The organism is Cupriavidus oxalaticus, assembly GCF_038900635.1.
Taxonomy (GTDB): domain Bacteria; phylum Pseudomonadota; class Gammaproteobacteria; order Burkholderiales; family Burkholderiaceae; genus Cupriavidus; species Cupriavidus oxalaticus_B.
This window is the reverse complement of record NZ_JAYMRX010000007.1, coordinates 213954-238135: the sequence shown is the minus strand read 5'-3', so window position 1 is coordinate 238135 and position 24182 is coordinate 213954. Positions and strand designations below refer to the sequence as shown.

Sequence of the window (24182 nt, the reverse complement as noted above, 5' to 3'; positions counted from 1 at the left end):
GCGTCGGAGACGGCTTTGGGGCACTGCAAATGGGCCTATCGGACGTAGCAGGCACATCCGACATAGCGCCAGGGTGCGGCTTCTGGCATGGTGCATTAGTGCATTGGTGCGTTGATGCATTGGTGCGAACGAGGAAACGCTGAGGAGTCCGGTACGACCCTACTGCTGCATGGCCGCGGCGCCTACGCTGTCAGTCATCACGCCCGGACCAACCAGTGGAGAGCACCATGTACCGCTACGGCGCCGTCATTTCGTTTATTGGCTGGATTTCGATGGCAACGCTCAATATCGGGCTTGCACTTGCGGTCTGCCGCAGCGGGGTGATCTGAGAGGTTCGCACCAGAGTCCCGCGCCGACTCACGATGAAACGGCCGGATGGGCGGGCACCGTGAATTGAAAGATCGCGCCGCGTGGCATGTTGGCGCTCGCCCACAATCGGCCACCGTGTGCTTCGATGATCGAACGGCAGATGGAGAGCCCCATCCCCAGACCGGTGGACTTGGTCGTGTAGAAGGGGGCAAAAATGCGCTCGGCGATATCCGGCGCAAGGCCCGGCCCGGAATCGCTCACCGCCACGAGCACGCCGCCCGCCTCCGCTTGCCCCGTGCTGATCACCAGTTCCCGCACGCCGTCGCTGACAGCGCTGGTGGCCTCCATCGCATTGATGAGCAAGTTGAGAAGGACTTGCTGCAACTGGACCCGATCCCCCTGGATGACCGGCAAGCCGTCCGCCAGCTGCGTTTGCACCGAGGCGCCGTGCCTCCTTGCTTCGCCGCGGGTAAGCTCGATCACCTCGCGGATTGCGTTGTTGAGGTCCAGCGGTTCCTTCCGTGGCGGTGCCTTCTTGACCAGCTCACGGATGCGGCCGACCACGGCACCCGCTCGCTTGCCATCGTTGATGATACGGCTGAGCCCCTGTCGCACCTCCTCGACGTCGGGCGGATTGGCGCCAAGCCACCGCAGCGCGGCCTCGGCGTTGGTGACCGTCGCGGCGATCGGCTGACTGACTTCGTGAGCGATCGAGGCGGTGAGCTGACCCATCGCGGCGACGCGGTTGGCATGGGCCAGTTCCGTCTGTACCTCGCGATAGCGCCGCTCGCTCTCGCGGACGATTTCTTCGGTCTGCTTGCGCTCGGTCAGATCGAGCACAAAAGCCACGCCTTCCTTCCGGCTCGTCTCGAACGCGGCCGCACCGACCATGACCGGCACGCGGCTGCCGTCCTTCCTGACAAGTTCTTTCTCGAAGGGCCGCGCGCGCTCCGTCTCGCTGATCTCTCGCAGCGCTCGTTCGTCGCCGTCGCGCCATTCCGGCGGAGTCAGATCCTTCCAGCGCACGTAGCCTGCGACGAGATCGTCGCGCGCGTATCCCACCATGCGAAGAAATGCGTCATTGGCCTCAAGGATGTCGCCCTCGACGTTCCAGACGACGATCCCGATGATGTCGGCGTCGACCAGGCGCCGGATCTTCCCTTCGCGCTCCACGAGTTCGTGGTACAGATGGGCATTTTCCAGCGCGATCGCGGCCTGCGAGGCTACCAGCCTCAGTATGGCGATGCGGGCGGGGGTGAATACGCGGGTAGTGAGATTGTTTTCGAGGTAGAGCGCACCGGTGAGCTTCGCCTGATTCATCAAGGGCAGGCAGAGGATGGAACGAGCATGATGCTGAGCGATGTAAGGGTCTGCAGCAAATGCGGGATCGGCCACGGCATCGTCGAGAATGACGCTCTCCCGGGTCCGCAGGACGTAATAGAGGACGGACTCCGGCAGCGCCGCCGCGGTGACGGGCTCCTCTCGCAGATCCACGACGATAGTTTCGCCGCCAGTGGTGGCTTCCGCGGTGATCCGTTGATTGCCGCCGTCCGGAAGAATCAGCACACCTCGTGCGGCACCGGCCTGTTCAAGCGCCGTACGCATGACCATCTCGATCAGCTTTTCCAGCACGATGTCACCCGAGACCGCCTGCGACACCTTGATCACGGTCGCGAGATCGAGGTGCTCGACCGGCGTGGCGATCGTGCCCGTTGGGCCGGGCGCGAGCGCTTTGCCGAGTTGCGGATACCTTTGCTCGAGTTGCCGCACCTTGCCGTCGGCTCGCCAGCGCAGGTAACAGAGGCGAGCGTTGTGCAGATAGGTCTCGGCAATGACCTCGAATTCACGCGCCGCATAGAATCGTGCAGCGAGTTCGTTGGCAAGCGCCTCGACGTGCACAAAGCCGTTGGCGCGCGCCGAGTGGATGGCCAGCTGGTAAAGGCGCATCGCCTCAAGGTCGCGGCCTTCGATGCGGTCAATCTCCGCGCCCACCAGCGCGGCCCGGCTCTCGAAGTTCTCCGGGCAATTCTCCGCCCAGACCTTCAGTTGCCGGTGGTGCGCGGCCAGGGCGGCCAGGTGTTGTTGCTGTTCGTGGGCCGGCGCGGAATCCGAACAGGCAGCGCGGGACAGCGCGCCGTAGAAGTGATACTCGGCTTCCTCCAGGAACGAGGCCGTGACCCTGAGCAGCGCTTGCGCCTTCGCCGCGGCGTCTATGGCCGCCACATGGTCGCCGGCGATACAGCGCGCCTGCAGTTTCCGGATCCAGTACCAGCACGCGGCAATCGCCAGGTCCGGGTTCTCTGAAAAGCGGCGCTCCATCCGAAGTTCGTCAAACTGCCCGTCGTCCAGGCAACCAAATTCGGGCGTCAGCCCCCGAAGCATCCTTATCAGCGCGATTTGGGTGGCGATGAAGTCAACGCCAAGGCCGAACCGCGCCTTTTCAGCGAACGCGAGGCCCTGCTGGGCCTCGCTTAACGTCTCGGACAGCGACTCGCCGGAGAAAATAAGATTCGAATTCAGATCGTTGCGCGTGTAGCTTGCGTACTGGAGATCACCGACGCGGATCGCCGCGTCGAAGGCGCGGCGCTGCAGGTCACGGCAAACCCTCGCGTGTTTCATCCACGGCACGACAAAAAGCGCGAAGCAAACCAGGGTTCTTGCCTCGAGGCGTTTTAGCCCGCGCCGTTCGACGAGCTCGTAGCCGAGCTGGCCGAATCGGAATCCGGCCTTGTAATCGCCGAAATGCGGTCCTGCGAAGCGGATAAGAATGACATAGGCAATACAGGAAGCATCGCAGTTGCCACGCTCAAGGCTCAGACTGACCGCCTTGCAAATCGTCTGGGATGCCAGGTTTTCATCGGTGATCAAGGCCGGTGTCCAGAGCTTCATCAGAACGTCGACAGTTGACAGCGCCGCCGGATCCTCCATCAGCGGCAGGTCGATGAGCGCTTCGATTGTCCGGTCTCCAAGCGCTGACCAGATGCGCTCGTATTCGCGCCGTACCTCCTCGTCTTCCGGATGGGGTGACCACGCAATGCCGAAATGCCGCAGGCAATCGAGGCCAACGCCGATGGCGCGCCGGCTCTGAGCCAGGATCATGCAGACATCCATGTGCAAGCACGCGACCATGACGCGTTCGACCGTTGTCATGGCGTGGCCGGACAGTTTCGCCAGGCGCTCGTCTGCGGCCGATAGCTCGCCGGTCAGGAATTCGCATTCGGCCCGGTTCAACTCGAGCGCGAAGATAATCTCGTGCTGGCGCTGCCAGTCATCCTCCGCCATCAGCGCCATCCCGAACTTGAGATAGTTGAGCGCCGAGGCATATGCAGTAGAACCTTTGGCGCGCTTTCCCGCGATCAGGTTGAGTTCGGCGAGCTGCTCCCGTTCCTGTTGCTGCGTGATCAGCGGTGTACCGCGATTAAGCTGATTGACGATCTCGAATATCGCCTCCTCCCGCTTCTCGGCGGGGGTTCGTGCGACCAGCAGGCGACCGATCCGGAGATGGACCTCCGTGCGCATGGCATTCGGGATCAGCGAGTATGCGGCTTCCTGGATGCGGTCATGGACAAACTTGTAAGCGCCGTCCACGCGCCCGACAAGTTCCTGACGGACAGCCTCCCAGAGCACGGCATGGACCTGCTTCTCCGTGATCGCGAGCACCGTCGACAAGATCGTGATCTCGGCGATGTTGCCAAGGCAGGCCAGCTGCTGCACCGCCCGTTGTGTTTCGACTGGCAAGCGGGTCAGTTTGCTGACCATCAGATCCACGACGTTGTCCGTGTAGCCCTTCGCGTGAATGCGGTCGAGCTCCCAGGACCAGCAGCCCGCGTCGCGATCGAAATGAAGCAAGTCTTCTTCCGCAAGCGAGCAGAGGAACTGGATCACGAAGAACGGATTGCCGGCGGTCTTCTCGTGCACCAGCTCGGCCAGCGGCGCGATGCGCGCCGGTTCGCAGCACACCGAATCCGCGATCAGCTGTCCAAGGTGTTCGAGGGCAAGCCGTCCGAGCGCGACCTCCTCTACCTTGCCGCCAGCGTTCCTGATGGTTTGCAGCTTGCGCATCAACGGATGCGCGGCATCGACTTCATTGTCCCGATAGGCGCCGATCACCATCAGGTACTGCAGGTCCGACCGTGTCAGCAGGTCCTCCAGCAGGTCGAGCGTTGCCGTGTCGAGCCATTGAAGATCATCGAGGAAGAGCGCCAGCGGATGCTCCGGCCGAGCAAACACACCAATGAACCGGCGAAACACGAGCTGAAAGCGGCTTTGCGCCTGCTGCGGCTCAAGCTCCGGCACCGGCGGCTGCTCGCCCGTGATGAGCTTCAGTTCGGGGACAAGGTCGGTCATGAGCCGCGCATTCGGCTCCAGGGCCTCCAGCAACTCGCCGCGCCAGCGCGCCAGTTCGGTGTCGCGCTTGCCGAGCAGGGGCCGCACCAGGCCCCGGAAGGCCTGCACCAGGGTCGAATACGGAATGTCGCGCTTGTACTGGTCGAACTTGCCCGAGGCAAAGAGCCCTCGCGACGGCACCAGGGCCTTGTGCAACTCGTTGACGACGGCGGTCTTTCCAATGCCGGAATATCCCGAAACCAGCACGAGTTCCGGTGCGCCGCTCGTGACCACGCGTTCGAACGCCGCGAGCAATGCATCGACCTCGCGCTGCCGGCCATACAGCTTCTCGGGGATGACCAGCCGGTCGGGCGTGTCGTGCTCTCCGAGCGGAAACGCTTCGATCTGGCGATTGCGCTCCCAGCCAGCAAGGCAGCGCCGCAGATCCTGCTCGGCGGCAGCCGCGGTCTGGTAGCGCTCCTCCGCCGTCTTGGCGAGCAGCTTCATGACGATCCGCGACAGCGGCGCCGGTACCGGCGCCCAGCGCTCGCCGGGCGGCACCGGCATTCTGGCGATATGGCAATGCACCCATTCCATCGGGTCGGCCGCCGTAAAGGGCAGCACACCGGTAAGCATCTGGTAGAGCACGACGCCGAGCGAATAGAGGTCGCTGCGCGAGTCGATCGAGCGATTCATCCGACCGGTCTGTTCGGGCGCCATGTAGGCAAGCGTGCCGGCAATGGTTTCAGGCGGCTCGGGGGCCTGGCGCTCGCGCGGCAGCCGCGAGGCGATACCGAAGCCGGTGAGCCGCACCCGTCCGTCGGTGCAGTTCACGAAGATATGGGCAGGCTTCAGGTCCTTGTGGACCAGGCCCCGCCGATGGAGCTGGCCCAGCACCGCGGCGATGCCGGCGGCGAAGCGCAAGACACTTCCCGTCTCCATGGGTGCGCCGAGCTGCGACACCAGCGGCTCGCCGCCGGGATCCTCAAGCACCAGAAAGCTCTGGCCGTCTTCGCGCAGAAGCTCCAGCGGGCGCACCGCCCAGGCGCCAGCGAGCTCATCCTTCAGCCTGAATTCGTGAGCGAGGCGATCGAGGCTGGCGGACGATGGATAGTCGGCGGCGGGCCGCACGATCAGAACGCTGTCGGCGCCGCTATCGCCGGGACGCCTGCCTCGGCAGAAGGCGAGCTCGCCGTCCTCCCACAAGATTTGAAGGCTTGGGCCGTTACCCATCGTTGCTGGAAATCACCTGAAGGGTTGATCCCGCACCCTGGCGCAGGCTGCTGGCGTTTGTTGAATCGAGAGGACGCTGCATTTGTCCGTCAAATTAGCCGGCAAGCGCTCAGAGGGCCATTCCTAGCCCACGGCGGTTTTGCGGCATCGACGCAGCAGCAGCAGGCGTCTCCCAAGAATACACCTCGGCGACCGAATCGCCACCCGGATGGCGCGCCCGCAAGGCTGTTTGGGCCAAGGCGTCCAGACCGGAACGGCAAGCGAATCGCTTTGACAATAACCGACCAGTCGTTTACGATCCAGCCATCCAACTTGTACGATGAAAACGAGATGCCAAGGCCTTCGAACCCGGAGATCCGCCACCGCCTGCTGAGCGATGGTGGCCATGTGATCCACCGGCTGGGTTTCAATGGTGCCGGGGTGCAGGACATCGTGGCTGCCGCGAATGTGCCCAAGGGATCGTTCTACAGCTACTTCGAAAGCAAGGAGACCTTTGCCGCGGAAGTGGTTCAGGCCTATTGGGACTCGATCGAGCTTCGTCATGGAAAGGTCATGTACGACGCTCGCATCAAGCCCTTGGCGAGGATCGAAAGGCTGTTCGAGCTGCTCGTGGAGGATCACGCGGCGCAGCGGTTCCAGCTCGGGTGCCTGGTGGGCAATCTTTCCCTGGAACTGTCCAATGCCAGCACGGAAGTCCGCGAAGCGCTGGCGGGAATCCTCGCGCGCTGGGAAGGCATGATCGCCGCCTGCCTGGATGAGGCCATGATTCGCCAGGAGCTGGACGGAAGCCGCGATTCAAAGCAACTGGCGGCCATCATTGTCGAGGCGTGGGAAGGCGCGGTGCTGCGTAGCAAGGTCGAGGGCAATGGCGACGCCTGCCACCGCTTTCTGCAAGCCACGCTCAAGCGGTTGTTGAATTGATTTTTTTTGCTTTTTTAAATATACGACTGGTCGGCTATTAATATGCGTTCAAGCGCCCAGGCGATCGAGCAACTGTCCAACGCCGCCGCGTGCGGTCACCAATAGGAGTTTTCACCATGCCGTCATATCGGAAGTCCAATCCGGGCGTGTCGCGACGCGATCTGCTTCTCGGCAGCGCCGCGGCCGCTGGCTCGCTGGTTGCGGCGGGCCTGCCGGGCCCGGCAACGGCCGCTGAATCCGCAAAAGAGGCGCGTCACGCAAGGGAACCTGGCAAGGCGGCAGGCAGCTACATCACGACAAAGGACGGCACCCAGCTCTTCTACAAGGACTGGGGCACGGGGCGCCCCGTTGTGTTCAGCCATGGCTGGCCGCTCAGCTCGGATAGCTGGGAGTCGCAGATGATGTCCGTTGCCTCGCAAGGCTATCGCGCCGTTGCCCATGATCGCCGTGGCCACGGCCGCTCGAGCCAGCCCTGGCATGGCAACGAGATGAACACCTATGCCGACGACCTGGCCACGGTGCTTGAAACCCTCCGCCTGACCGACGCCATTCTGGTGGGCTTTTCCACAGGCGGAGGCGAGGTCGCCCGCTATATCGGCAGGCACGGAACCCGGCGGATCTCCAAAGTCGTGCTGGTATCGGCGGTGCCGCCCCTGATGCTCAAGACGGCCGCCAATCCGCTCGGCCTGCCGATTGAGGTATTCGACGGCATGCGCGCCGCCCAGCTCGCCAACCGGTCCCAGTTCTTCAAGGATGTCCCGGCCGGGCCGTTCTATGGCTTCAACCGTCCCGACGCGAAGCCTTCGCAAGGACTGATCGACGCGTGGTGGGCGCAGGGCATGCAGGGCGGACACAAGAACACCTATGACTCGATCAAGGCGTTCTCCGAAACCGATTTCACTGAAGACCTTAAAAAGATCGACGTGCCGACCCTGATCATTCACGGCGACGACGACCAGGTTGTGCCGATCGATGCCGCCGGGCGCGCTTCGGCAAAACTGATCAGGAATTCGAAGCTGATCGTCTATCCCGGCGCGCCGCACGGGCTCACCGACACCCATAAAAGCAGATTCAACGCCGATCTCCTGGCATTCATCCGCAGCTGAAGCCGGTGCCACGGCCGCCGGACGCCGCAGGGTGTCCGGCGCCGAACCTCCATCATCTGCTCGACCCACAAGCTGTACGGTCCACAAGCCAACGACCTGGTGCTGCAATTGCGCAAGCAGCGCGTCGATCAGGTGATCCTTGCGGGCATGGCCGCCAACCTATGCGTGGAATCCCATCTGCGCGATCTGCTCGAGCAGGGGTTCGAAGTCGTGCTTGTACGTGACGCCGTGGCGGGGCCCAAATTGCCCGAAGGCGATGGCTATCTCGCCGCGCTGGTCAACTTCCGCTATATCGCCAACGCGCTTTGGAGCACCGAAGAGTCCGTGAAGCAGCTGGCGGGAAGTTCCTCGTAGCGACGCAAAGCGCATTTCGCCTTGTCCGCGCGCAGTAGCCGTCGCTTGCCGCGCCTTTGCATTGACATTATCTGCCCAGGCAGCTATATTGCGTCGAACCAAAGGGGCAGCCATGCAAGCAAGGAAACGTTCGGTCATCGCGGAGTTGAGTACCGGTGAACTGGGCTATCTCGTCACCGAAGTCCGTAATCACCTGCTTGCCGGCATCGAGCGCGAGCTGTCGCCCCTGCAGATCACCGCGGCGCAGTTCGTGGTCCTGAACAGCATCGTGTCTGGCAAAGGCCGCACACTCAGCGAATTCTGCAAGCTGCTCGGCTACGATTCGGGCGCCATGACGCGCCTGCTGGACCGGATCGAAGCCAAGGGCATCATTCGCCGGGTGGAAAACCCGGCGGACCGGCGCAGCTACATCGTTGAGCTCACCGAGCAAGGCAAGGCGGTGTTCCCGCAGGCCCGGCAGGGTACCGAATCCTCGTTTCGCCGCATGCTTGCCGGCTTTAGCGAAACCGAGGCCGAGACCCTGCGCGGCCTGCTCCATCGCATCCTGGCCAATTCGAGCGAAGGCTGAGCGGTTTTTTTTTGCGTATTTATCTGCCTAGGCATATTTAGCCTAGGCATGTATGTGAGATTCGATGATGCTTCCTGAATTGCCAGTCGATTTCCAGACTCTGCATGTGGCGCCATGCCGTCGGGGCTAATACCCGCGTATGAGCGCACTCAGCCTATGTAGGGTGGGCGCAACCCCTCCGTAGCATGGGCATTACGCTGCTCGCCCCCTACCCTTGTCTCAGGGCTTGCGGCCGAATGGACAAGTGAAGCGGCGCCGGTGGTTCGCCATCGCATTCCATCGATCAGCGTCAGTCGCCAGCTTCCATGCGCTCACAGATCGCGCCATCCGCGCTCCTAATCATGTTTTTCTCTATCCAGTCCGTCGTGATCACTGCCACCGCAAGCCGGCTGGCGGCTTTCCTTCGCAGGCCACTTGCCAGGCATCGATCGCCGGCCGTGTCGCACAGGTCGGTGCCGGCGATGCAACCACAGGCCACCGTCGGGACCTTGCAGCGCCTTGGCGTACTTGGCGCAATCCTTCTGTTGACGAGTTGCGCCAGCATGAAAGGAATGAAGACGCAGGCCAGCATCGACGATGCCAACCGCCTTGCCGCGACCGAGTCGCTGGGTGTTACGCCCGTCTCGCCCGCGGCATGGCCGAAGCCGGCGTGGTGGAAGGGCTTTGGCGACCCGCAGCTGGATGCGCTGGTCGAAGCGGCGCTTGCCGGACAGCCGACGCTGCGTATTGCCGCGGCGCGTGTGCGCCAGGCCGGGGCGCTGGCAGGCAGCGCGGAAGCCGCGCTGTATCCGCAGGGCAACCTGAGCGGCAGGACAACGCGCCAGCGCTACAGCGAGAACGGCGCCGCCCCGCCGCCGCTGGCAGGCGGCTGGCGATGGAACACCGATGTGCTGTTCGGCCTCAGCTACGAACTGGACTTCTGGGGCAAGAACCAGGCGACATTCGACGCCGCGCTCGATCGCGCGCACGCCGCCAGAGTCGATTACGACGCGGCGGAACTGGTGCTGACCACCTCCGTGGTGCGGACTTACCTGAGGCTCGACGCCGCCTACGCGCAGCGCGAGCTGACCGAGCAGACCTACCGGCAGCGCGAGAACACGCTGGCGCTGACGCGCCAGCGTGTGGCGGCACAACTCGACTCGCGGCTCGACATGAAGCAGGCAGAGTCAGCGCTGCCGGCCACACGCGAACGGCTGGCTGCCGTCAACGAGGTCATTGCGCTCACGCAGAACCAGTTGGCCGCGCTGACGGGCAAGGGGCCGGACGCCGGTGCCGATATCCACCGCCCGCAGCTTCGCGACAGCTTTGTCACCGCATTGCCGGCTTCGCTGCCGGCCGAGCTGATCGGCCGCCGGCCCGACGTCGTGGCGCAACGCTGGCTGGTCGAGGCCGCCGGCCATGACATCAAGGCGGCCAAGGCCCAGTTCTATCCCAACATCAGCCTGACCGCTTTTGCCGGCCTGCAGAGCCTGAGCCTGTCCGACTTCCTGACGGCCGGCAGCCGCACCTTCGGCATCGGTCCGGCGCTCTCGTTGCCGATCTTCGACGGCGGCCGCCTGCGCGCCAACCTTGGCGCCAGGCAAGCGGAGTATGACGCCGCGGTCGAGCAGTACAACGCCACGCTGGTCACCGCGCTGCACGACGTGGTCAACCAGCTGGTGTCGCTGCGCTGGCACGCCGAGCGCGCTGGCGAACAGCACCAGGCACTGCAACTGACGCAGGAAGCCTATGACCTGGCCGTTGCGCGCTACCGCAGCGGGGTCGGCAACTACCTTCAGGTTCTCTCGGCCGAAGGCCAGGTCCTGCAGCAGAAGCAGCTGCTGATCGACCTGGAGACCCAGCAGCGCTCGCTGCACCTGGAACTGATCCGCGCCCTCGGCGGCGGATACGACACAGCCACCGTGCCCGCAATCGGCGCCGCTCCGGCCACGCCCCCTTCAACCAGGAACGCATCATGACACCCGCCAGCCAACCGAATCCCCCCAGCGCCACCCAGGCAGAGCCGCCCGCGCCGCGCCCGCCGCGGGGCCGGCGCATCGTTGCCGGCTTTCTGGTCGCGGTCTGCCTTGCCGCGGCTGCGGGCTACTGGGTGCAATACCGACTCCACAAGGTATCGACGGAGAACGCCTATGTCGAAGGCAATGTGGTGCAGGTGACGTCGCAGGTCGGAGGCGTGGTCACTGCGATCCTTGCCGACAACACGGATATGGTGGAATCCGGCAAGACGCTGATCGAACTCAATGGCGTCGATGCGCAGCTCGCTCTCTCCGCGGCACAGGCCCAGCTGGCGCGCACCGTGCGCCAGGTGCGCGGACAGTTCGCCGCCGCAGGCCAGGATCGTGCGAACGTGGAGCTGCGCTCGGTGGACCTGGCGCGCGCGCAGGAGGACCTGGAGCGCCGCACGGCGCTGGCCGCCAGCGGCGCCATCTCCGGCGAGGAACTCATCCATGCCAGGCAGGCCGTGCGCACCGCGAAGGCGTCGCTGGCCATGGCGAGCGAGCAGCTCAAGCGCAATCATGCATTGGTCGAGCGCACCTCGGTGGACTCGCACCCCGATGTGCAGGCGGCCGCGGCGCAAGTGCGCAATGCCAGCATCGCGCTGTCGCGCACGCGCATTCCCGCGCCGACGGGAGGTGTGGTCACCAAGCGCTCGGTCCAGGTGGGGCAGCGCGTGAGCGCCGGGGTGCCGCTGATGTCGGTGGTGCCGCTGCACCACCTGTGGGTCACGGCCAACCTGAAAGAATCGCAACTGCGCGATGTGCGCCTGGGCCAGGCGGTCACGCTGACCACCGACCTGTACGGCGACGGCGTGGTGTTCCACGGCCGTGTCGTCGGGCAGGATGCCGGCACCGGCAGCGCCTTTGCGCTGCTGCCGGCGCAGAACGCCACCGGCAACTGGATCAAGGTCGTGCAGCGCGTGCCGGTGCGCATCGCGCTGGCACCTGCCGAAGTTGCCGCCCATCCGCTGCAGATCGGCCTGTCCATGAAGGTCACGATCGATACAAGCGTCCGCGACGGCAAGCGGCTGGTCGCCGCCGATGCGGAGAGCGAGAACTACCGCACCACCGTGTTTGCCGACGAGCTGGCGCGTGCCGATGAAGTGGTGCGCCGCATTGTCGAAGCGAATCTGTAAGCCAGCCACATCACCGGAGACTCTGCCATGCCGCCTGCCAAGCCCCCACGCCAGCTGCTGCTGACGATCGGCTCACTGACGCTGATCGACTTCCTGCAGAACGGCATGGTCGCCTTTGCCGCCGCTCCGATCATGGGCGAAATCGGCGCCAGCCCCGAGGAATACAGCACCGTTGCCGCGGCCTACGCCAGCGTGGCGGTGGTCATGATCGCGCTGCAGCGCTGGATGGTGGAACGCATGGGATGGCGCCGCTATGTCCAGGCCGCGCTGGGCGCCGCGGCGCTCGGTGCGGTCCTGTGCGCGAATGCCGGCAGCTATCCGGCATTCCTGGTCGGCCGCATGGTGATGGCGCTGGGTTGCGCGGGCATGGTGAACGCGTCGCGGCTGGCGGTCAACCTGATTCCGCCAAGCCCTGCGCGCTTTGTGGGCATCAAGGCTTTGGTCACCGGTGTTTGCACCGGCCTGGCGATCTCGCCGTGGCTGGCCTCGGCCATCGTCACCGCGGATCACTGGCCGATGATCTTCTGGCTGACGGCCGCATTGGCGCTGGCGCTGCTGCCAGCCACCCGGATCCTGCCCGCGGTCACGGTAGCGCCGGCGCAACGCTCCGATGCGCACCTGTTGCGGCTGGCCGCGCTGGCGATAGGCAGTTTCCTGGTCCTCTATGTACTGCAGCGCTCCTACTACGACTTCTATGCCGACCGGCTGTGGCTGGTGTCCGGCGCGATAACGGGCGCCGTCGCGCTGTTTGCCTTTATCTGGAGCGAGTCCCATAGCGCCCGGCCGTTGCTGAAGCTGCGCAGCCTGGTCGAGCCGCGCTACCTGAGCGGACTGACGCTGTTTACGTTCTGCTACGTCACGCTCGGCGCGAACGGCTATCTGCTGCCGATCGTGCTGCAACGCTCGCTGGGGCATTCATGGTCCACCGCCGGGCAGTTCTACGCACTGGGCCTGGCGGCCGGTGTCGCAACCTGGGCGACGATGTCGCGCTTGCTGCCGCGCTGGCCCAGCCCGCGCAAGTACTTTGTCGGAGGCTTCCTGGCGCTCGCAGTCTCTGCCTGGCTGATTAGCCGTCTTCCGCCCGCGCCTGACCTCTGGGGCCATGTGCTGCCCGCGCTTGCGCTCTATGGCGTCTTCATCATGACACTGATTCCGGTCACCGCCATGCAGACCTTCAACAGTGTCGCGCAAGATGAGTCGGTATTCTCCAATGCGCAGCAGACCAAGAACATGCTGGGGCAGATGGGAACGGCGCTGGGCGTGACCATTGCCACGGTCGGGCAGCAATGGCTGACGACGCTGCACTACAGCACACTGCATGGCGCGGTGAATGTTGGCAGCCCGCAGTTCCAGGAGACCCTTGCGCGCTACACGGCGGCACTCTCTGCCTCGATGGAACCCGCTCGCGCCTCGGAACTCGCCATGGCGCAGATCGCGCAGGTGCTGGCGCAGCAGTCGGCGCTACTGGCCAATATCGACCACTTCCGCGGGCTGGCGGCACTGGCCGTGCTCGCGATCATGGTGAGCCTGGTGCAGAAGGTGATCCGGTAGGTACGCGCCAATCGCGGCGAGCCGACCAGCGCCGAGCCAACGCGGCGGCGAACCAACCGCGGCGGGCCAACGGCGCGCGATTGCGCTGGCCATGCACTGTCAGGTGATAGTGACCGCGCCGATGCGTGCATTCCTGCGGGAACAGCAAGGTCGACCAGTCTTCAACCCATTCCGCGAGAACCCGGGCACGAGCGCTACGCTGGCGATACCGGCGCACGCGCACTACGCGTGCGCTCGAGGATCGCATAGAGCTGTCCGCGCGCGAGCGTGACAAGCGTCCGGATCCCCTGCCACGGATTGCGCAGGCATTGGCGTACCTGCTCGCTGCGCCCGACGCCTGACACGCACCACGTGCAGAAGTGCTCGCAGTTGTTGGTCAGGAACTGATACCGGTCTTCGCCCAGGCGCGACCTGGCCCGCTCCACCACTTCCGTGCCCAAGTAGAGCGCGTCCGGATCGGCCTGAACCCTGAAACCCTTTCCTGCCGCAAAGCCTCGCAACGGAATGGTCTCGACGGGACGGCGCTTCGCGGAACGGTCAAAGCCGCCATAGTGGATGACCTGCCCCGCTCCGGCATAGATGCCGTGGTGGACGTAGCCATCGCGCTCGGTAACGAGATGGGCACCGAGGGCGATCGTGCATGCTGCGCTGGCCGCCTCTGGCGACGCTGCGAGCCAGTCGAAGTACAGTGTTTCCATGGCGAGCCGCGAATTGGCTTTGCAATGACTCCCGTACCTCTGCCGGACTTCATGGACTCACCAGCGTTGGTCACACTCGCCCGATTCAGGGCGAAAGGGTGTCCCACCGGGGAGAGTCCTCCTCGGGCAAGGGCTTCACTGCGTTGATTTCGGAGTGCCTTCACGCCGGTGCGGCCGCATTGCAATCGCACTGGCCTTTGATTCAAGAGTAGGTCCCCGCTACCGTGAAACCCATTCTACGGAGGGCTGCTGCTGTTCCTACATTGGCGTCGAACGCTCATACCGGGGTATATCCGGGGGCAGCGCCATTGGGGAATCCGCGCGTAACGACGCGGCTTTCAGCCATGTGGGTCGCTTATCCGCCGGGTCATTTCGGCGCAGGCGGGAATCCAGCTTTCGGCACAGAAGAGACTGCCGACGCTGCCCTTGCTCCACAGGTGGTCTATCAGGCTCCCGCAGTCGGCATGGCCTTTTGCTGCCCAGCGGCAGACCTGGCCGCCAGTTGGCGGGTCCCAATCACCTAGAATAGCTAGAGCACAATCGCCGACATTGCCGGTGCCAGCCGAAAGAAGGAGACGAGATGAATTCGCAGTCGCAGCCGACTTCGGGCCACAAGCCAAACGACCGCATGAAGCCCGTGGTCTATGTAGTGGACGATGACGAGTCGATGCGGCTCGCCCTGTGCGGCCTGCTGCGCTCGATCGGGCTGCGGGTGGAATCATTCGAATCGTCGCAGGAGTTCATGGCATACCCGAAGGACGACGCGCCCAGTTGCCTGATTCTCGATGTCAGGCTGCGCGGCGAAAGCGGGCTGGCCTTCCAGGAGCAGATTGCCAAAAGCGGCGTGCGCATGCCTATCGTTTTCATGACGGGGCATGGCGACATCCCGATGACGGTCAAGGCCATGAAGGCGGGAGCCGTCGACTTCTTCTCCAAACCGTTTCGCGACCAGGACATGCTCGACGCGGTCGCCAATGCGCTGGCGCGCGACGGCGAGCGGCTTGCGGCCGAACAGTCGATCGCGGGGCTGCGCGCCGCCTATGACTCGCTGACACCGCGCGAACGGGAAGTGATGGTGTTTGTGGTGGCCGGCCTGATGAACAAGCAGATTGCCGGCGAGCTGAATCTCAGCGAAATCACCGTGAAAATCCACCGTGGACAGGTCATGAAAAAGATGGCGGCGCGATCCGTTGCGGAACTGGTCAGGATGTCCGAATCGCTGGGCGTGAAGCCGAATCCCAAGAAGGCTGGTTGAGGCCGCCGGACAAGGTCAGGCGCCCGGCCTGGCTATCGGAGACTGTCGGAGACTGTCCGCTCGCCGTTGCGGCGCTACGCCTGGTCCAGCGCGACGCTGAGCCAGTGCGCGATGGCGCCGGCATCTACCGGCTTTTCGAGTACAGCCAGCGCACCGTTGGCCAGGGCCTGGGCCTTCAGGTCGGGACCCGGGAATGCCGTGATAAAGATGGTCGGTGGCGCGTAACCCAGCGCGATGACGCGCTCGTGCATCGCCACGCCTGACATGCCGGGCATCATCACGTCGGAAATCAGGCATGACGTTTCTGCGACGTGGCCGGACGCCAGGAATTCCTCCGCGGACGCGAACATCCGTGTCGGCCTGCCCAGCGAGCGCACCAGGCTTGCCGTCGCGAGGCGGACGGCCTCATCGTCGTCCACGATCGAAACTGTTTGAGCGGAACACAAAAGAGCGGCCCTCGACGTTCGGCGACCCGCGCCACATGAACAATGCCAGCTAGTGAATCAGCGTGCGTCGACGTGGCATGCCATTGCAACTACCCGGCACTACCTTGGCACTACGATTGGAAGCGTAAATCCCGTGGCAGCGCCGGGAAATCATACGAACGTATAGGTCCCGGGCAGTCCCTCGCCAGGAGAGCGCTGGCGCGGCGGATGCGGCACTTGCGCGCGCCGCCATCGCGCGGCGTCATACCTGGGTATGAGCATGCGAAGCGTACGTAGGGGCAGCGCCACCGCTGCGTAGAATGGTTTTGCTGCACTCGCAGCCCTACTCTTTGCTCAAGCGCAAAGCGATCGCACAGTGCGTTCGCAAGCGTCTTGAGCAAGAGTGGAGTCAGCAATGATGCAATCGGCTATTTCGAAGCACGGCTTTCGCGTTGGCTTGTCCAATCCTGCTGACGCCTTGTCCACATGCTTCTCGACCAGCTACACGGGAATCATCGCCTTCATGGCGGTCGCGACCGAGGGAAGCTTTGCCAGGGCCGGGGAACGGCTGGGCATCGGTCGCTCGGCGGTCTGCCGCAATGTGCAGAAGCTGGAGACGCAGCTGAGTACGCGCCTGTTTCTGCGTACTACGCGGTCAACCCACCTGACTCGGGAAGGCGAAAGGTTCTTCGAGAACTGCAACCGCGGCGTGGCTCATATCGTCGAGGCAATGAACGACATGCTGGAACTGCGCCAGGGCCCGCCACGGGGCTTGCTACGCATCAACGCGCCGGTTGACTTCGGGCGCAAGGTCGTCGCGCCGCTGCTTTCCCGGTTTGCCGAGGCCTACCCCGATATCGCGGTCGACCTGATGCTGGATGACCGGCCCGCCGATTTCGCCGGCGAACAGATCGATGTCGCGTTTCGCAGCGGACGCATCGAGGACTCCAGCATCATCGCCAAGCCGCTGATCCCGATGCGGACGGTACTCTGCGCGTCCCGCGCCTACGTCGAACAGCGAGGACTGCCAGCCACGCTGGAAGAGTTGAGCGAGCACGACTGCATCAACCTGCGGCACTCCGGCGGCCGTGTCTCCGAGTGGGAGTTCAAGGTCGACGGGCAAGTCCGCAGGCACCTTCCCGCCGCGAGGTTCACCTTCAATGACGCGGACCTGGTCTTGCAGGCGGTTCTGGACGGCCGCGGCATCGCGCAGATGGCGGGATACCAGATCCGCGACCACCTTGCACGCAATGCGCTGGTCATGGCCTTGCCGCGGCATATGCCGGATGACCGCGCCCACTATATCTGCTACCTGTGCCGGCAGCATTTGCCGACACGCATCCGGGCCTTCATCGACTTCATGACCGAGCAGATCCGCGCGCTCGATCTCGACGACCTGGACGGTTTCCACGCCGTCGGTGCCCACGACCCCATGGAGAAGCTGGCGGCTTGAGCGTCATCCGCCGGTTTGCCTCTCCGTCGTGACGCGGCTGTCCCGACAGACTGCGCCACCATTGCCGCACGCGAAGAAATCTGTCTACCCTGCGCGCACGTGTCCTTCACGCTAGCCGCAAGCACGGAGTGCAAACGGTTGCTCTCCCGAGGCCACTGACGGTGCCGCTACCGTAGCCCAGGTGTGAGGTAGCGGATTTCCTGCGGCTTGCCATCTGCCTGCCATCTGCCTGCCATCTGCTTGCCATCTGCATCGCCGCGGCACTGGGCACGCTGTATCAGCGCGGCCTGGTCCACCCACTGGACGAGCACGGCACGTCCGAAGTCTTCCGCCGCTTCATCAGCGTGTCTGCCCCACCCTGAGCACCCGCTTGCGTTGTCCTTTGACGTTCTGCAGTGGCTCGACGCCGCACGCTCAGTGCATGACAAGACCGGCGCCAATCCCTTCTTCATGATCCGGTTCCTGCGTGCGCTGGCCGACGAAGACTTGCTTGCCTTCGACCATGACGCCAGGCAGTAGCGCTGGGATGTGGACCGGATTGCGGGCAGGCTGGCCCGGCTGCCGGTCGCGACGCGGCAAGCGTTGCAGCAGCTTGCCTGCCTCGGCAACGTCGCCAGCGCCAGCGCGCTGCCGCTGGAGGCAATCCGCCACGAGCCGGGATCGACGAGGTCGGCGAAGTGCAGGGACAGGTCATCAAGGATGGCAATCGGGCCGGCGATGTGCTGTGGCGCATCAGCACCAGGAAAGCCGACGCTGGCCGTGTGACTGTGACTGTCTGCGATTCGGGTCGGGGCTTTGCATCGCAAAACCCGAGCAGGCATTCACACTTTCCGGTAGCCAGCTGGACATTTGCCTTGGGAACACAAGCCAGTACCGGAAAACAAAAAAAGCCGACGCTCGCGAGGACGAAGCGTCGGCAAGGGAGGGAAGACAGAAATGCTCAGGCGTACGAGACGTCGGGATTGCCAGCGGCCAGCGCCTGTTCCCGGTCCGCAGCCGGCGGATAGATCCACTGGGTATTGATCAGCATCTTGCGTTCCTTGCCTTCGGCGTGCGTCAGCTTGACCTGCCGATCCCAGCCCTCGGTATAGACCGCGCCCCACTCGCCCAGGTCCAGGCAGGTGGCATAGAAATCCTGCCGGTACGCGATCGTCGGCAGGCCCAGCAGGTCGGCGGCAACGTTGTGGCCGGCGAATCGCCCCATGTACAACGCATGCTGGCACGACATCAGCGAGTAATGCCCATCGTCATCGGTCAGCGCTCGCACGACATCGCCGGCGCCGAACACGTCCTTCGCGCCCGTTACGCGCAGGTCCGCGCTCACTTCCATGCGGCCCTGGCGGTCGAGGTGCGGCGAGACTTGCGCCGTCAATCCGCTGGCAATCATGCCGCCCGTCCAGATGACGGTGCCCGCGTCGATCCGTTCCCCGGTCGCGGTGACCACGCCGGTGGCATCCACGGAGACAACGCCCGCCCCCACCCGGGTTTCGATGCCAAGCTGGTCCAGCGCCTGCATGATCTGCGGGCGCGGGCCTGGCCCGAGATCCGGGCCGATCGCCTCGGCGCGCTCCACGATCACGATGCGGGGACGCACGCCATCGCCGCGGATCGCACGCAGCCGCTGCGGCAGTTCGGTCGCCACCTCCAGCCCCGTAAAGCCACCACCGACGACGACAAAGGTATTGCGCCGCGGGCCATCCGGCTGCGATGACAGACGTTCCAGATGTTCGCGCAGTGCCACCGCTTCATGCAGCTGGTCCACCGCGAACGCGTGTTCGGCCAGGCCCGGCAGCGGCGGGCGGAACAGGCGGCTGCCGCTGGTAAGGACCAGGCGCTCGTAGCCTTCGGTCCTGGTCTGGCCACCGGCGGTGCTGATATCGACGCAATGGTCCGCCGCATGGATGCGCTCGACCGTGCCTTCGATGAATTTCACGCCGACGGCATCGAGCAACGGCAGGAATGGCACCGCCATCTGCTCGGGGTGGGCTTCGTGCAGGCGCGGACGGACGTGGAGCTCGGGCCGAGGTGATACCAGCGTAATCTCGACATCGGCAGCAGCGTCGCGCTGCATATCAACAACGCGCGCCGCGCCGAGCGCTGTCCACAGTCCGGCAAAGCCGCCGCCGACAATCAGGATCCTACGTTTCATGGTTTTACCTCGATTCTTTCAGTTGCAGAGTTGCCAGCCACCGGCATAAGGCGGCTGGACGATGCATGACGCCGGCCGCGCGGCGCGAGACCGGCGGATCCTGGGTCGTATGGGCGGGATTGGGCCGTGGCATTCACCGGCCCGGGAGAATGGCTGGCGCTACATCACCGGGGTGAAGATCGGCGCCCCTTGCTTCTTGATCAGGAGCACGACGAACTTCGCCGGCTTGGTCTTGCTGGCATTGCGCCCGACGGTGTGGAGATCGTCCGGGCCTTCATAGAAGGTCTCGCCCGCCTTGAGCGTGACTTCCTTGCCGCCCTTCACGCCCATGACAATGCTGCCCTCGAGCACATAGACGAACGCGTGCGCGTCATGACGATGCACAGGGTCGTAGCCGCCGGGTGGATACTCCACCGTGATCATTTCCACTTCCTTGCCGGGATAATCGGGCAAGGCCTTCGTGGTCAACGGTTTGACCACCACCTCCGGCGGCGCGGCGTTGGCCATCTGCGCCGACATCAGCAGCATCAGGCTTGCCGCCATGGCAACCATGCGTTTCATGGCATCACTCCAGATTGGCCTTGTCCAGCCCGAACGTCTTGTCAAAGGAACCCGGGACCATGCGGAACGCTACGTTCAACCGGTTCCATGTGTTGATGGTGCCCACCAGGAAAGTGAGGTCGGACAGCTCTTTCTCGGAATACTGGGTGCGCACGCGCTCGTAGACATCGTCCGGCACGCCTTCGGCGGTCAGTTGGGTCAATGCCTCGGTCCATGCCAGCGCCGCGCGCTCGCGCGGCGAGAACAGCGTCGATTCGCGCCAGATCGCCACATGGTGCAGCCGCAGCTCGCGCTCGCCGTGGATTTTTGCCATCTTGATATGCATGTCGACGCAGAACGCGCAGCCATTGAGCTGTGACGCGCGAATCTCGACGAGCTCGCGAACTTGATCCTCGATCGTCGTATTCGGGAACAGGCTGTTGAGCTCCATGAGCTTCTTCAACAGCTCCGGGGATTGCTGAAAGTAGTTGAGGCGTTGCGCCATGATCTCTCCTGCTTAGTTGGCGGGGTTTCTCGCCGGACCTGCGCTGGATTGCTGCAGGCACCGCTTGGAAAGAAGCGTAGCCGTTGACCCGCGGCACCAGTAGTGCCGCCAAGGTGCCCACTCTGTTGCCGCGCCGGCACCAATCGGCGCGCAGGCGGTCGCTCTGTCCCATCACAAAGTTAATGGGTAGCCAAACGCAGACGAAGCCGGTTCAGATCGTGGCTCGCTTCGCGATCACGATCTGGCCTTAATCGTTAGGCGTCTCTGCTGCCGCGACGCTCGCAGCTTGGTATGCATCTGCAGCATCGGTTTGCCTTGACATGCTATGGCTTCAGGTCGAGCACCGCCTGGTAGGTCTGCATGTTGATGGGCACCGAGAGATGCTCATGGGTGACCAGCCACGTGCCGCCGATCTTGCGGAAGCAGACGGTCGCGCGCACCCAGACATCGGTATTTTCTCCGCTTGTTCTTGCTCCAGTGATTCGATTGAGACTGCGGCAGAAGGCCACGTCATCGCCCGCAGTGATGGTCAGGTCGCGAATCTCGTAGCCAACAACCGCGTCTCGGAACGAGGCGAACCAATCCGCCCAGTTCTTTCGATACGCTGCGGCCCCGTCATACCGCAGCGGGGGCGGGACGTCGAACACCACGATGTCCGCCGCGTAGTGGGACATGAGTCCATCGAGGTCCTTGGCGCGTAGTGCCTTTGTCCAATCGTCTATTCGCTGGCGGATTTGGGCTTCATCTGTTCTGCGCTGCTCTTCGTTCATTTCTGTCTCCATTGTTCAAGTGCACACTTCACCGTGGCTCAGAAAGATGTCAAACCGCCCGCATTCACCGGCGCCGAGCGAGCGAGGGAAGATAAGCATAGTCATTTGATCCTCCGCAAACTGCGCCAGTTCGGGCAGTCGCATGCAGCAAGCACCGATGCCCCGAACCTGCCCGGGCAAGCGTCGAATCAGCAGACATCGAAAATTTCTCTTGTAATGAGATCGATTCCCATTTACCATTCGATCACTGCCTGACGCACGGTGCTTCACCAGCCAGGCAGCCCGGCCAGCACCGGAGGCCGCCGCGGCAAGCGGCACTGCCCCGAACCCTGGCAGGCACAGAATTTCTGGACGCAACGTGGCAAACCCACGCGGCATCCGATACCGACTTTTGTGGGGACCGCTCCGTCACGCGGAGCGTTTGGCAGTAGCCAGTCTTCGGAAGATCGGGAAAGCAACCAGACCCCGCTTTCCCGATCGCGTCTTCCGTAGGCAAGCCAGGCCGCCTTTTTATTCAGCGCGTCGTGCAGGCACGGCGCGCCGCCAGGGACGCCTGCGCAGCGCGCGGCCGGCCCTGGCGCTCCAGCCTGAATATCCCGCCAAGCCTTCGACGCCGCCCGTGCGCGGCGCAGGGTACGGTGCCGCCCCGCCCGACGCGGGGCAACAGCAGCATGCCAACGTCATCCGCCATGTCATCCGAACAGTCCAGCCCGATCCACCTCAAGCGCGCCGGCCTGAAGGCCACGTCGCCGCGGATGCGGATCCTTGAAGTGTTCCGCACCAGCGCACGGCGCCATCTCAGCGCGGAAGATGTCTACCGCATCCTGCTGACCCAGGACGAGGATGCGGGACTGTCTACCGTGTACCGGGTGCTCAACCAGCTGGTGCAGGCCGACATCCTGCTGCGCCACACCTTCGAGTCCGACCACGCCGTGTTCGAACTCAACGAAGGCGGCCACCATGACCACCTGATCTGCGTTGCCTGCGGCCGCGTGGAGGAATTCCGCGACGAGAACATCGAGCAGCGCCAGCGCCAGGTAGCCGCCGACAACGCCTTTGTCTTGCGCGAGCACATGCTGGTGCTGTACGGCGTCTGCCCCGAGTGCCGCGCCGGTGCGGGGGACGAAACGCATATGTCCGCGGCACTGCCCACGCAAGCCTGAGCGCGCCTGAGGTCTGCGTCAGAAATATCGATGCCGCGCCGCGACGGAGCCATCATGGAGCGCCTGACCAAGCCGCTGTCCGAACTGAAGCGCCTGCTCAGCGTGTACCTGAGGCAGGAACCCGGCTGCCATGACTGCCAGCTGCGGGCAGTATGCGTGCACCGGCCCGACCACACCGGCTGCAACTGGAGCGCCGAGGTCGATTTCCCGGAACGCACCGAAGCCGACGCCATCCGTCATTGGCGCCAGGCGCGCCGCGTCGTGATGATGGTGCGGGAGCAATACAACGTCGCTGCGGGAGCGGCGACGGGAAAAGCGGCGCGCTCAGGGGCCGCTTGCTGACGGATCAGCGTTTCGCCGCAGCCCTCACCGCCGCAGCCGCCGGCACATCTGCCGCCACCGGCCTCAGCACCAGCCACACCGCCAGGCCGATCAGCGCGCCGCCCACGGCATGGGCCCACGACAGCGCTTCGCCCAGGAACAGCGCGCCCCAGACAATGCCGAACGGCGGAATCAGGAAAGTCACGGTCAGCGAGCGCACCGGACCAAGGTCGGCAATCAGCCGGTAATAGAGGATGTAGGCCAGCGCCGTGCAGAGTACGCCGAGGCCCGCCATGGCCCACCACACACCGGCGCCGGCATCGGGCAGGGTGTTGTGGCGCCACAGCGCGACCGCGCAAAACGGCAGCAGGAACAGGGTCGCGCCAACCATGCTGCCGGCGGCGACCAGGCGGCTGTCCAGGCCGCCGCGCTCGGTGATCCAGCGTCGCGCCAGGAAGCCGGACAACCCGTAGCAGGCGGTCGCCACCAGGCAAGCCAGCGCGCCGAGCAACAGTTCAGTCGAAAACGCGACCGGGCCGGTGCGCGTCAGTACCACCACGCCGGCCACGCCCAGCATCACGCCCACCGCCTTGGCGCGCGTCAGCCGTTCGGAAAAGGCCAGCGCGCCGATCACGACGCCCATCAGCGGCGTCATGGCATTGAACACCGCCGAATAGCCTGCCGGCAGCCACAGCGCCGCCACGGAGTACATGGCGAACGGAATGCCGGAGTTGATCACGCCCAGTGCGAGCACCGCCGGCCATTTGGCGCGCATGTCCCAGCGCAGCCCCAGCAAAGGCAGGCAGACGACGAGCGTGATGGCGGCAACGAGCACGCGCACGAAAGCCGTCGGCATCGGGCCCAGCACCGGCGCGCCGATGCGGAGAAACAGAAAACTGGCGCCCCAGATGGCTGCCAGCGCGAGCAGGCGTGCAAGATCGGCGGGTTTCATGAGAAGGCGGCGGCGTGATGCGGCGCCACGGCAGTATGAGGGTGTCGCGATTTGACGCCGTTGGCGGCACGGGCGCAAGCCGGATCCGGACATCTGCATCCGGTCGCATGCGATTCATGCCGCACATGCGAGTCGCTTTTTCGCTGCAGTTGACGGATCTACCTAACATTAACCCGCGATTTTGGGCACAATGGCAGACAAAGGTGCGGCGTTAATTCCGGACTGCCCCGCCCATACCCCTCCCTAGGAGGGGTGCCGAAACAGACAGGTGACAAGCCGTATTCAATTAAATTAAACTCTGGTCTGCGCCAGAGTTAATTGACCCCTCCGACGCATTCCCGACAAGCCGCCAGGACCCCTGGCGGCTTCTTTTTTGCCTGCCTTTTCTGAAGTGAATTACCCGCCATACACGGCACGGTAAAATCCCGGCCGCCGGCAGCGTTTCCGCTT

Annotated in this window: 19 protein-coding genes and 1 pseudogene; 12 read left to right on the top strand and 8 right to left on the bottom strand. The window is 64.3% G+C overall.

Going from position 1 to position 24182, the window contains the following annotated elements; genetic code table 11:
* Positions 1–357: 357 nt before the first annotated feature.
* Positions 358–5868, bottom strand: a complete 5511-nt coding sequence (locus VSR71_RS14565; RefSeq protein WP_342914558.1) for a trifunctional serine/threonine-protein kinase/ATP-binding protein/sensor histidine kinase — start codon at positions 5866–5868, stop codon at positions 358–360.
* A gap of 312 nt (positions 5869–6180) precedes the next feature.
* Between VSR71_RS14565 and VSR71_RS14560 the strand changes: the two genes are divergently transcribed.
* The 7 genes and pseudogenes from VSR71_RS14560 (at position 6181) to VSR71_RS14530 (ending at position 13501) form a co-directional block, all read left to right on the top strand.
* Positions 6181–6789 (top strand): TetR family transcriptional regulator C-terminal domain-containing protein, encoded by a 609-nt coding sequence (locus tag VSR71_RS14560; protein WP_342914557.1) that lies wholly within the window; start codon positions 6181–6183, stop codon positions 6787–6789.
* Between the two features lie 116 nt (positions 6790–6905).
* The gene (locus tag VSR71_RS14555; protein WP_342914556.1) at positions 6906–7895 is read left to right on the top strand and encodes an alpha/beta hydrolase; all 990 of its coding nucleotides are present in this window, start codon (positions 6906–6908) and stop codon (positions 7893–7895) included.
* 48 nt (positions 7896–7943) lie between these two features.
* Positions 7944–8249, top strand: a pseudogene (locus VSR71_RS14550) (isochorismatase family protein); the annotation flags it as partial.
* A 112-nt stretch (positions 8250–8361) separates the two neighbouring features.
* Entirely contained in the window at positions 8362–8817 is a 456-nt protein-coding gene (locus tag VSR71_RS14545; protein WP_342914555.1) for a MarR family winged helix-turn-helix transcriptional regulator, read from the top strand.
* Positions 8818–9278: 461 nt separating this feature from the next.
* A complete protein-coding gene (locus VSR71_RS14540; protein ID WP_342914554.1) occupies positions 9279–10775 on the top strand; it encodes an efflux transporter outer membrane subunit in 1497 nt (498 codons plus the stop codon).
* Positions 10772–11950 (top strand): efflux RND transporter periplasmic adaptor subunit, encoded by a 1179-nt coding sequence (locus VSR71_RS14535; protein WP_342914553.1) that lies wholly within the window; start codon positions 10772–10774, stop codon positions 11948–11950. The genes VSR71_RS14540 and VSR71_RS14535 overlap by 4 nt, the downstream gene beginning before the upstream one ends.
* 27 nt (positions 11951–11977) lie before the next feature.
* Entirely contained in the window at positions 11978–13501 is a 1524-nt protein-coding gene (locus VSR71_RS14530) for an MFS transporter (RefSeq protein ID WP_342914552.1), read from the top strand.
* Between the two features lie 194 nt (positions 13502–13695).
* Here VSR71_RS14530 and VSR71_RS14525 read toward each other — a convergent pair whose 3' ends face one another.
* Positions 13696–14199 (bottom strand): lecithin retinol acyltransferase family protein, encoded by a 504-nt coding sequence (locus tag VSR71_RS14525; RefSeq protein ID WP_342914551.1) that lies wholly within the window; start codon positions 14197–14199, stop codon positions 13696–13698.
* Positions 14200–14779: 580 nt separating this feature from the next.
* Between VSR71_RS14525 and VSR71_RS14520 the strand changes: the two genes are divergently transcribed.
* Positions 14780–15454, top strand: coding sequence for a response regulator transcription factor (locus tag VSR71_RS14520; RefSeq protein ID WP_428979401.1), 675 nt, complete (start codon positions 14780–14782; stop codon positions 15452–15454).
* 74 nt (positions 15455–15528) lie between these two features.
* Here VSR71_RS14520 and VSR71_RS14515 read toward each other — a convergent pair whose 3' ends face one another.
* Complete coding sequence (locus VSR71_RS14515) at positions 15529–15873, bottom strand: response regulator transcription factor (RefSeq protein ID WP_428979400.1); 345 nt, start codon at positions 15871–15873, stop codon at positions 15529–15531.
* Positions 15874–16294: 421 nt separating this feature from the next.
* On the opposite strand from VSR71_RS14515, the gene VSR71_RS14510 reads away from it, so the two are divergent.
* Together VSR71_RS14510 and VSR71_RS14505 are read left to right on the top strand one after the other, a co-directional pair.
* A complete protein-coding gene (locus VSR71_RS14510) occupies positions 16295–17332 on the top strand; it encodes a LysR family transcriptional regulator (RefSeq protein ID WP_342914548.1) in 1038 nt (345 codons plus the stop codon).
* A 375-nt stretch (positions 17333–17707) separates the two neighbouring features.
* Complete coding sequence (locus VSR71_RS14505) at positions 17708–17851, top strand: hypothetical protein (protein WP_342914547.1); 144 nt, start codon at positions 17708–17710, stop codon at positions 17849–17851.
* Between the two features lie 421 nt (positions 17852–18272).
* Here VSR71_RS14505 and VSR71_RS14500 read toward each other — a convergent pair whose 3' ends face one another.
* The 4 genes from VSR71_RS14500 to VSR71_RS14485 form a co-directional block, all read right to left on the bottom strand.
* Complete coding sequence (locus VSR71_RS14500; RefSeq protein ID WP_342914546.1) at positions 18273–19481, bottom strand: NAD(P)/FAD-dependent oxidoreductase; 1209 nt, start codon at positions 19479–19481, stop codon at positions 18273–18275.
* A 159-nt stretch (positions 19482–19640) separates the two neighbouring features.
* Positions 19641–20042, bottom strand: coding sequence for a cupin domain-containing protein (locus tag VSR71_RS14495; protein WP_342914545.1), 402 nt, complete (start codon positions 20040–20042; stop codon positions 19641–19643).
* A gap of 4 nt (positions 20043–20046) precedes the next feature.
* On the bottom strand, positions 20047–20526 hold the full coding sequence (locus VSR71_RS14490; protein ID WP_342914544.1) for a carboxymuconolactone decarboxylase family protein: 480 nt from the start codon (positions 20524–20526) through the stop codon (positions 20047–20049).
* Between the two features lie 323 nt (positions 20527–20849).
* A complete protein-coding gene (locus tag VSR71_RS14485; RefSeq protein WP_342914543.1) occupies positions 20850–21296 on the bottom strand; it encodes a YybH family protein in 447 nt (148 codons plus the stop codon).
* Between the two features lie 671 nt (positions 21297–21967).
* Between VSR71_RS14485 and fur the strand changes: the two genes are divergently transcribed.
* Together fur and VSR71_RS14475 are read left to right on the top strand one after the other, a co-directional pair.
* Positions 21968–22459 carry a ferric iron uptake transcriptional regulator gene (fur, locus tag VSR71_RS14480; protein WP_342914542.1) on the top strand — a complete coding sequence of 164 codons (492 nt, stop codon included), beginning with the start codon at positions 21968–21970 and terminating at the stop codon, positions 22457–22459.
* A 54-nt stretch (positions 22460–22513) separates the two neighbouring features.
* Positions 22514–22801, top strand: coding sequence for a hypothetical protein (locus tag VSR71_RS14475; RefSeq protein WP_342914541.1), 288 nt, complete (start codon positions 22514–22516; stop codon positions 22799–22801).
* A 4-nt stretch (positions 22802–22805) separates the two neighbouring features.
* On the opposite strand, the gene VSR71_RS14470 is transcribed toward VSR71_RS14475, so the two are convergent.
* Positions 22806–23732: a DMT family transporter gene (locus VSR71_RS14470; protein ID WP_342914540.1), complete on the bottom strand. Its 927-nt coding sequence runs from the start codon at positions 23730–23732 to the stop codon at positions 22806–22808.
* Positions 23733–24182 lie beyond the last annotated feature (450 nt).

Excerpts from the sequence above, each read along its gene's own strand:
- VSR71_RS14545 (WP_342914555.1), top strand. The coding sequence starts at position 8,362 with ATGCAAGCAAGGAAACGTTCGGTCATCGCGGAGTTGAGTACCGGTGAA.
- VSR71_RS14485 (WP_342914543.1), bottom strand. The coding sequence starts at position 21,296 with ATGAACGAAGAGCAGCGCAGAACAGATGAAGCCCAAATCCGCCAGCGA.
- VSR71_RS14520 (WP_428979401.1), top strand. The coding sequence starts at position 14,780 with ATGAATTCGCAGTCGCAGCCGACTTCGGGCCACAAGCCAAACGACCGC.
- VSR71_RS14535 (WP_342914553.1), top strand. The coding sequence starts at position 10,772 with ATGACACCCGCCAGCCAACCGAATCCCCCCAGCGCCACCCAGGCAGAG.
- fur (WP_342914542.1), top strand. The coding sequence starts at position 21,968 with ATGCCAACGTCATCCGCCATGTCATCCGAACAGTCCAGCCCGATCCAC.
- VSR71_RS14525 (WP_342914551.1), bottom strand. The coding sequence starts at position 14,199 with ATGGAAACACTGTACTTCGACTGGCTCGCAGCGTCGCCAGAGGCGGCC.
- VSR71_RS14475 (WP_342914541.1), top strand. The coding sequence starts at position 22,514 with ATGGAGCGCCTGACCAAGCCGCTGTCCGAACTGAAGCGCCTGCTCAGC.
- VSR71_RS14470 (WP_342914540.1), bottom strand. The coding sequence starts at position 23,732 with ATGAAACCCGCCGATCTTGCACGCCTGCTCGCGCTGGCAGCCATCTGG.
- VSR71_RS14555 (WP_342914556.1), top strand. The coding sequence starts at position 6,906 with ATGCCGTCATATCGGAAGTCCAATCCGGGCGTGTCGCGACGCGATCTG.
- VSR71_RS14500 (WP_342914546.1), bottom strand. The coding sequence starts at position 19,481 with ATGAAACGTAGGATCCTGATTGTCGGCGGCGGCTTTGCCGGACTGTGG.
- VSR71_RS14540 (WP_342914554.1), top strand. The coding sequence starts at position 9,279 with ATGCAACCACAGGCCACCGTCGGGACCTTGCAGCGCCTTGGCGTACTT.
- VSR71_RS14510 (WP_342914548.1), top strand. The coding sequence starts at position 16,295 with ATGATGCAATCGGCTATTTCGAAGCACGGCTTTCGCGTTGGCTTGTCC.
- VSR71_RS14530 (WP_342914552.1), top strand. The coding sequence starts at position 11,978 with ATGCCGCCTGCCAAGCCCCCACGCCAGCTGCTGCTGACGATCGGCTCA.
- VSR71_RS14565 (WP_342914558.1), bottom strand. The coding sequence starts at position 5,868 with ATGGGTAACGGCCCAAGCCTTCAAATCTTGTGGGAGGACGGCGAGCTC.
- VSR71_RS14490 (WP_342914544.1), bottom strand. The coding sequence starts at position 20,526 with ATGGCGCAACGCCTCAACTACTTTCAGCAATCCCCGGAGCTGTTGAAG.
- VSR71_RS14495 (WP_342914545.1), bottom strand. The coding sequence starts at position 20,042 with ATGAAACGCATGGTTGCCATGGCGGCAAGCCTGATGCTGCTGATGTCG.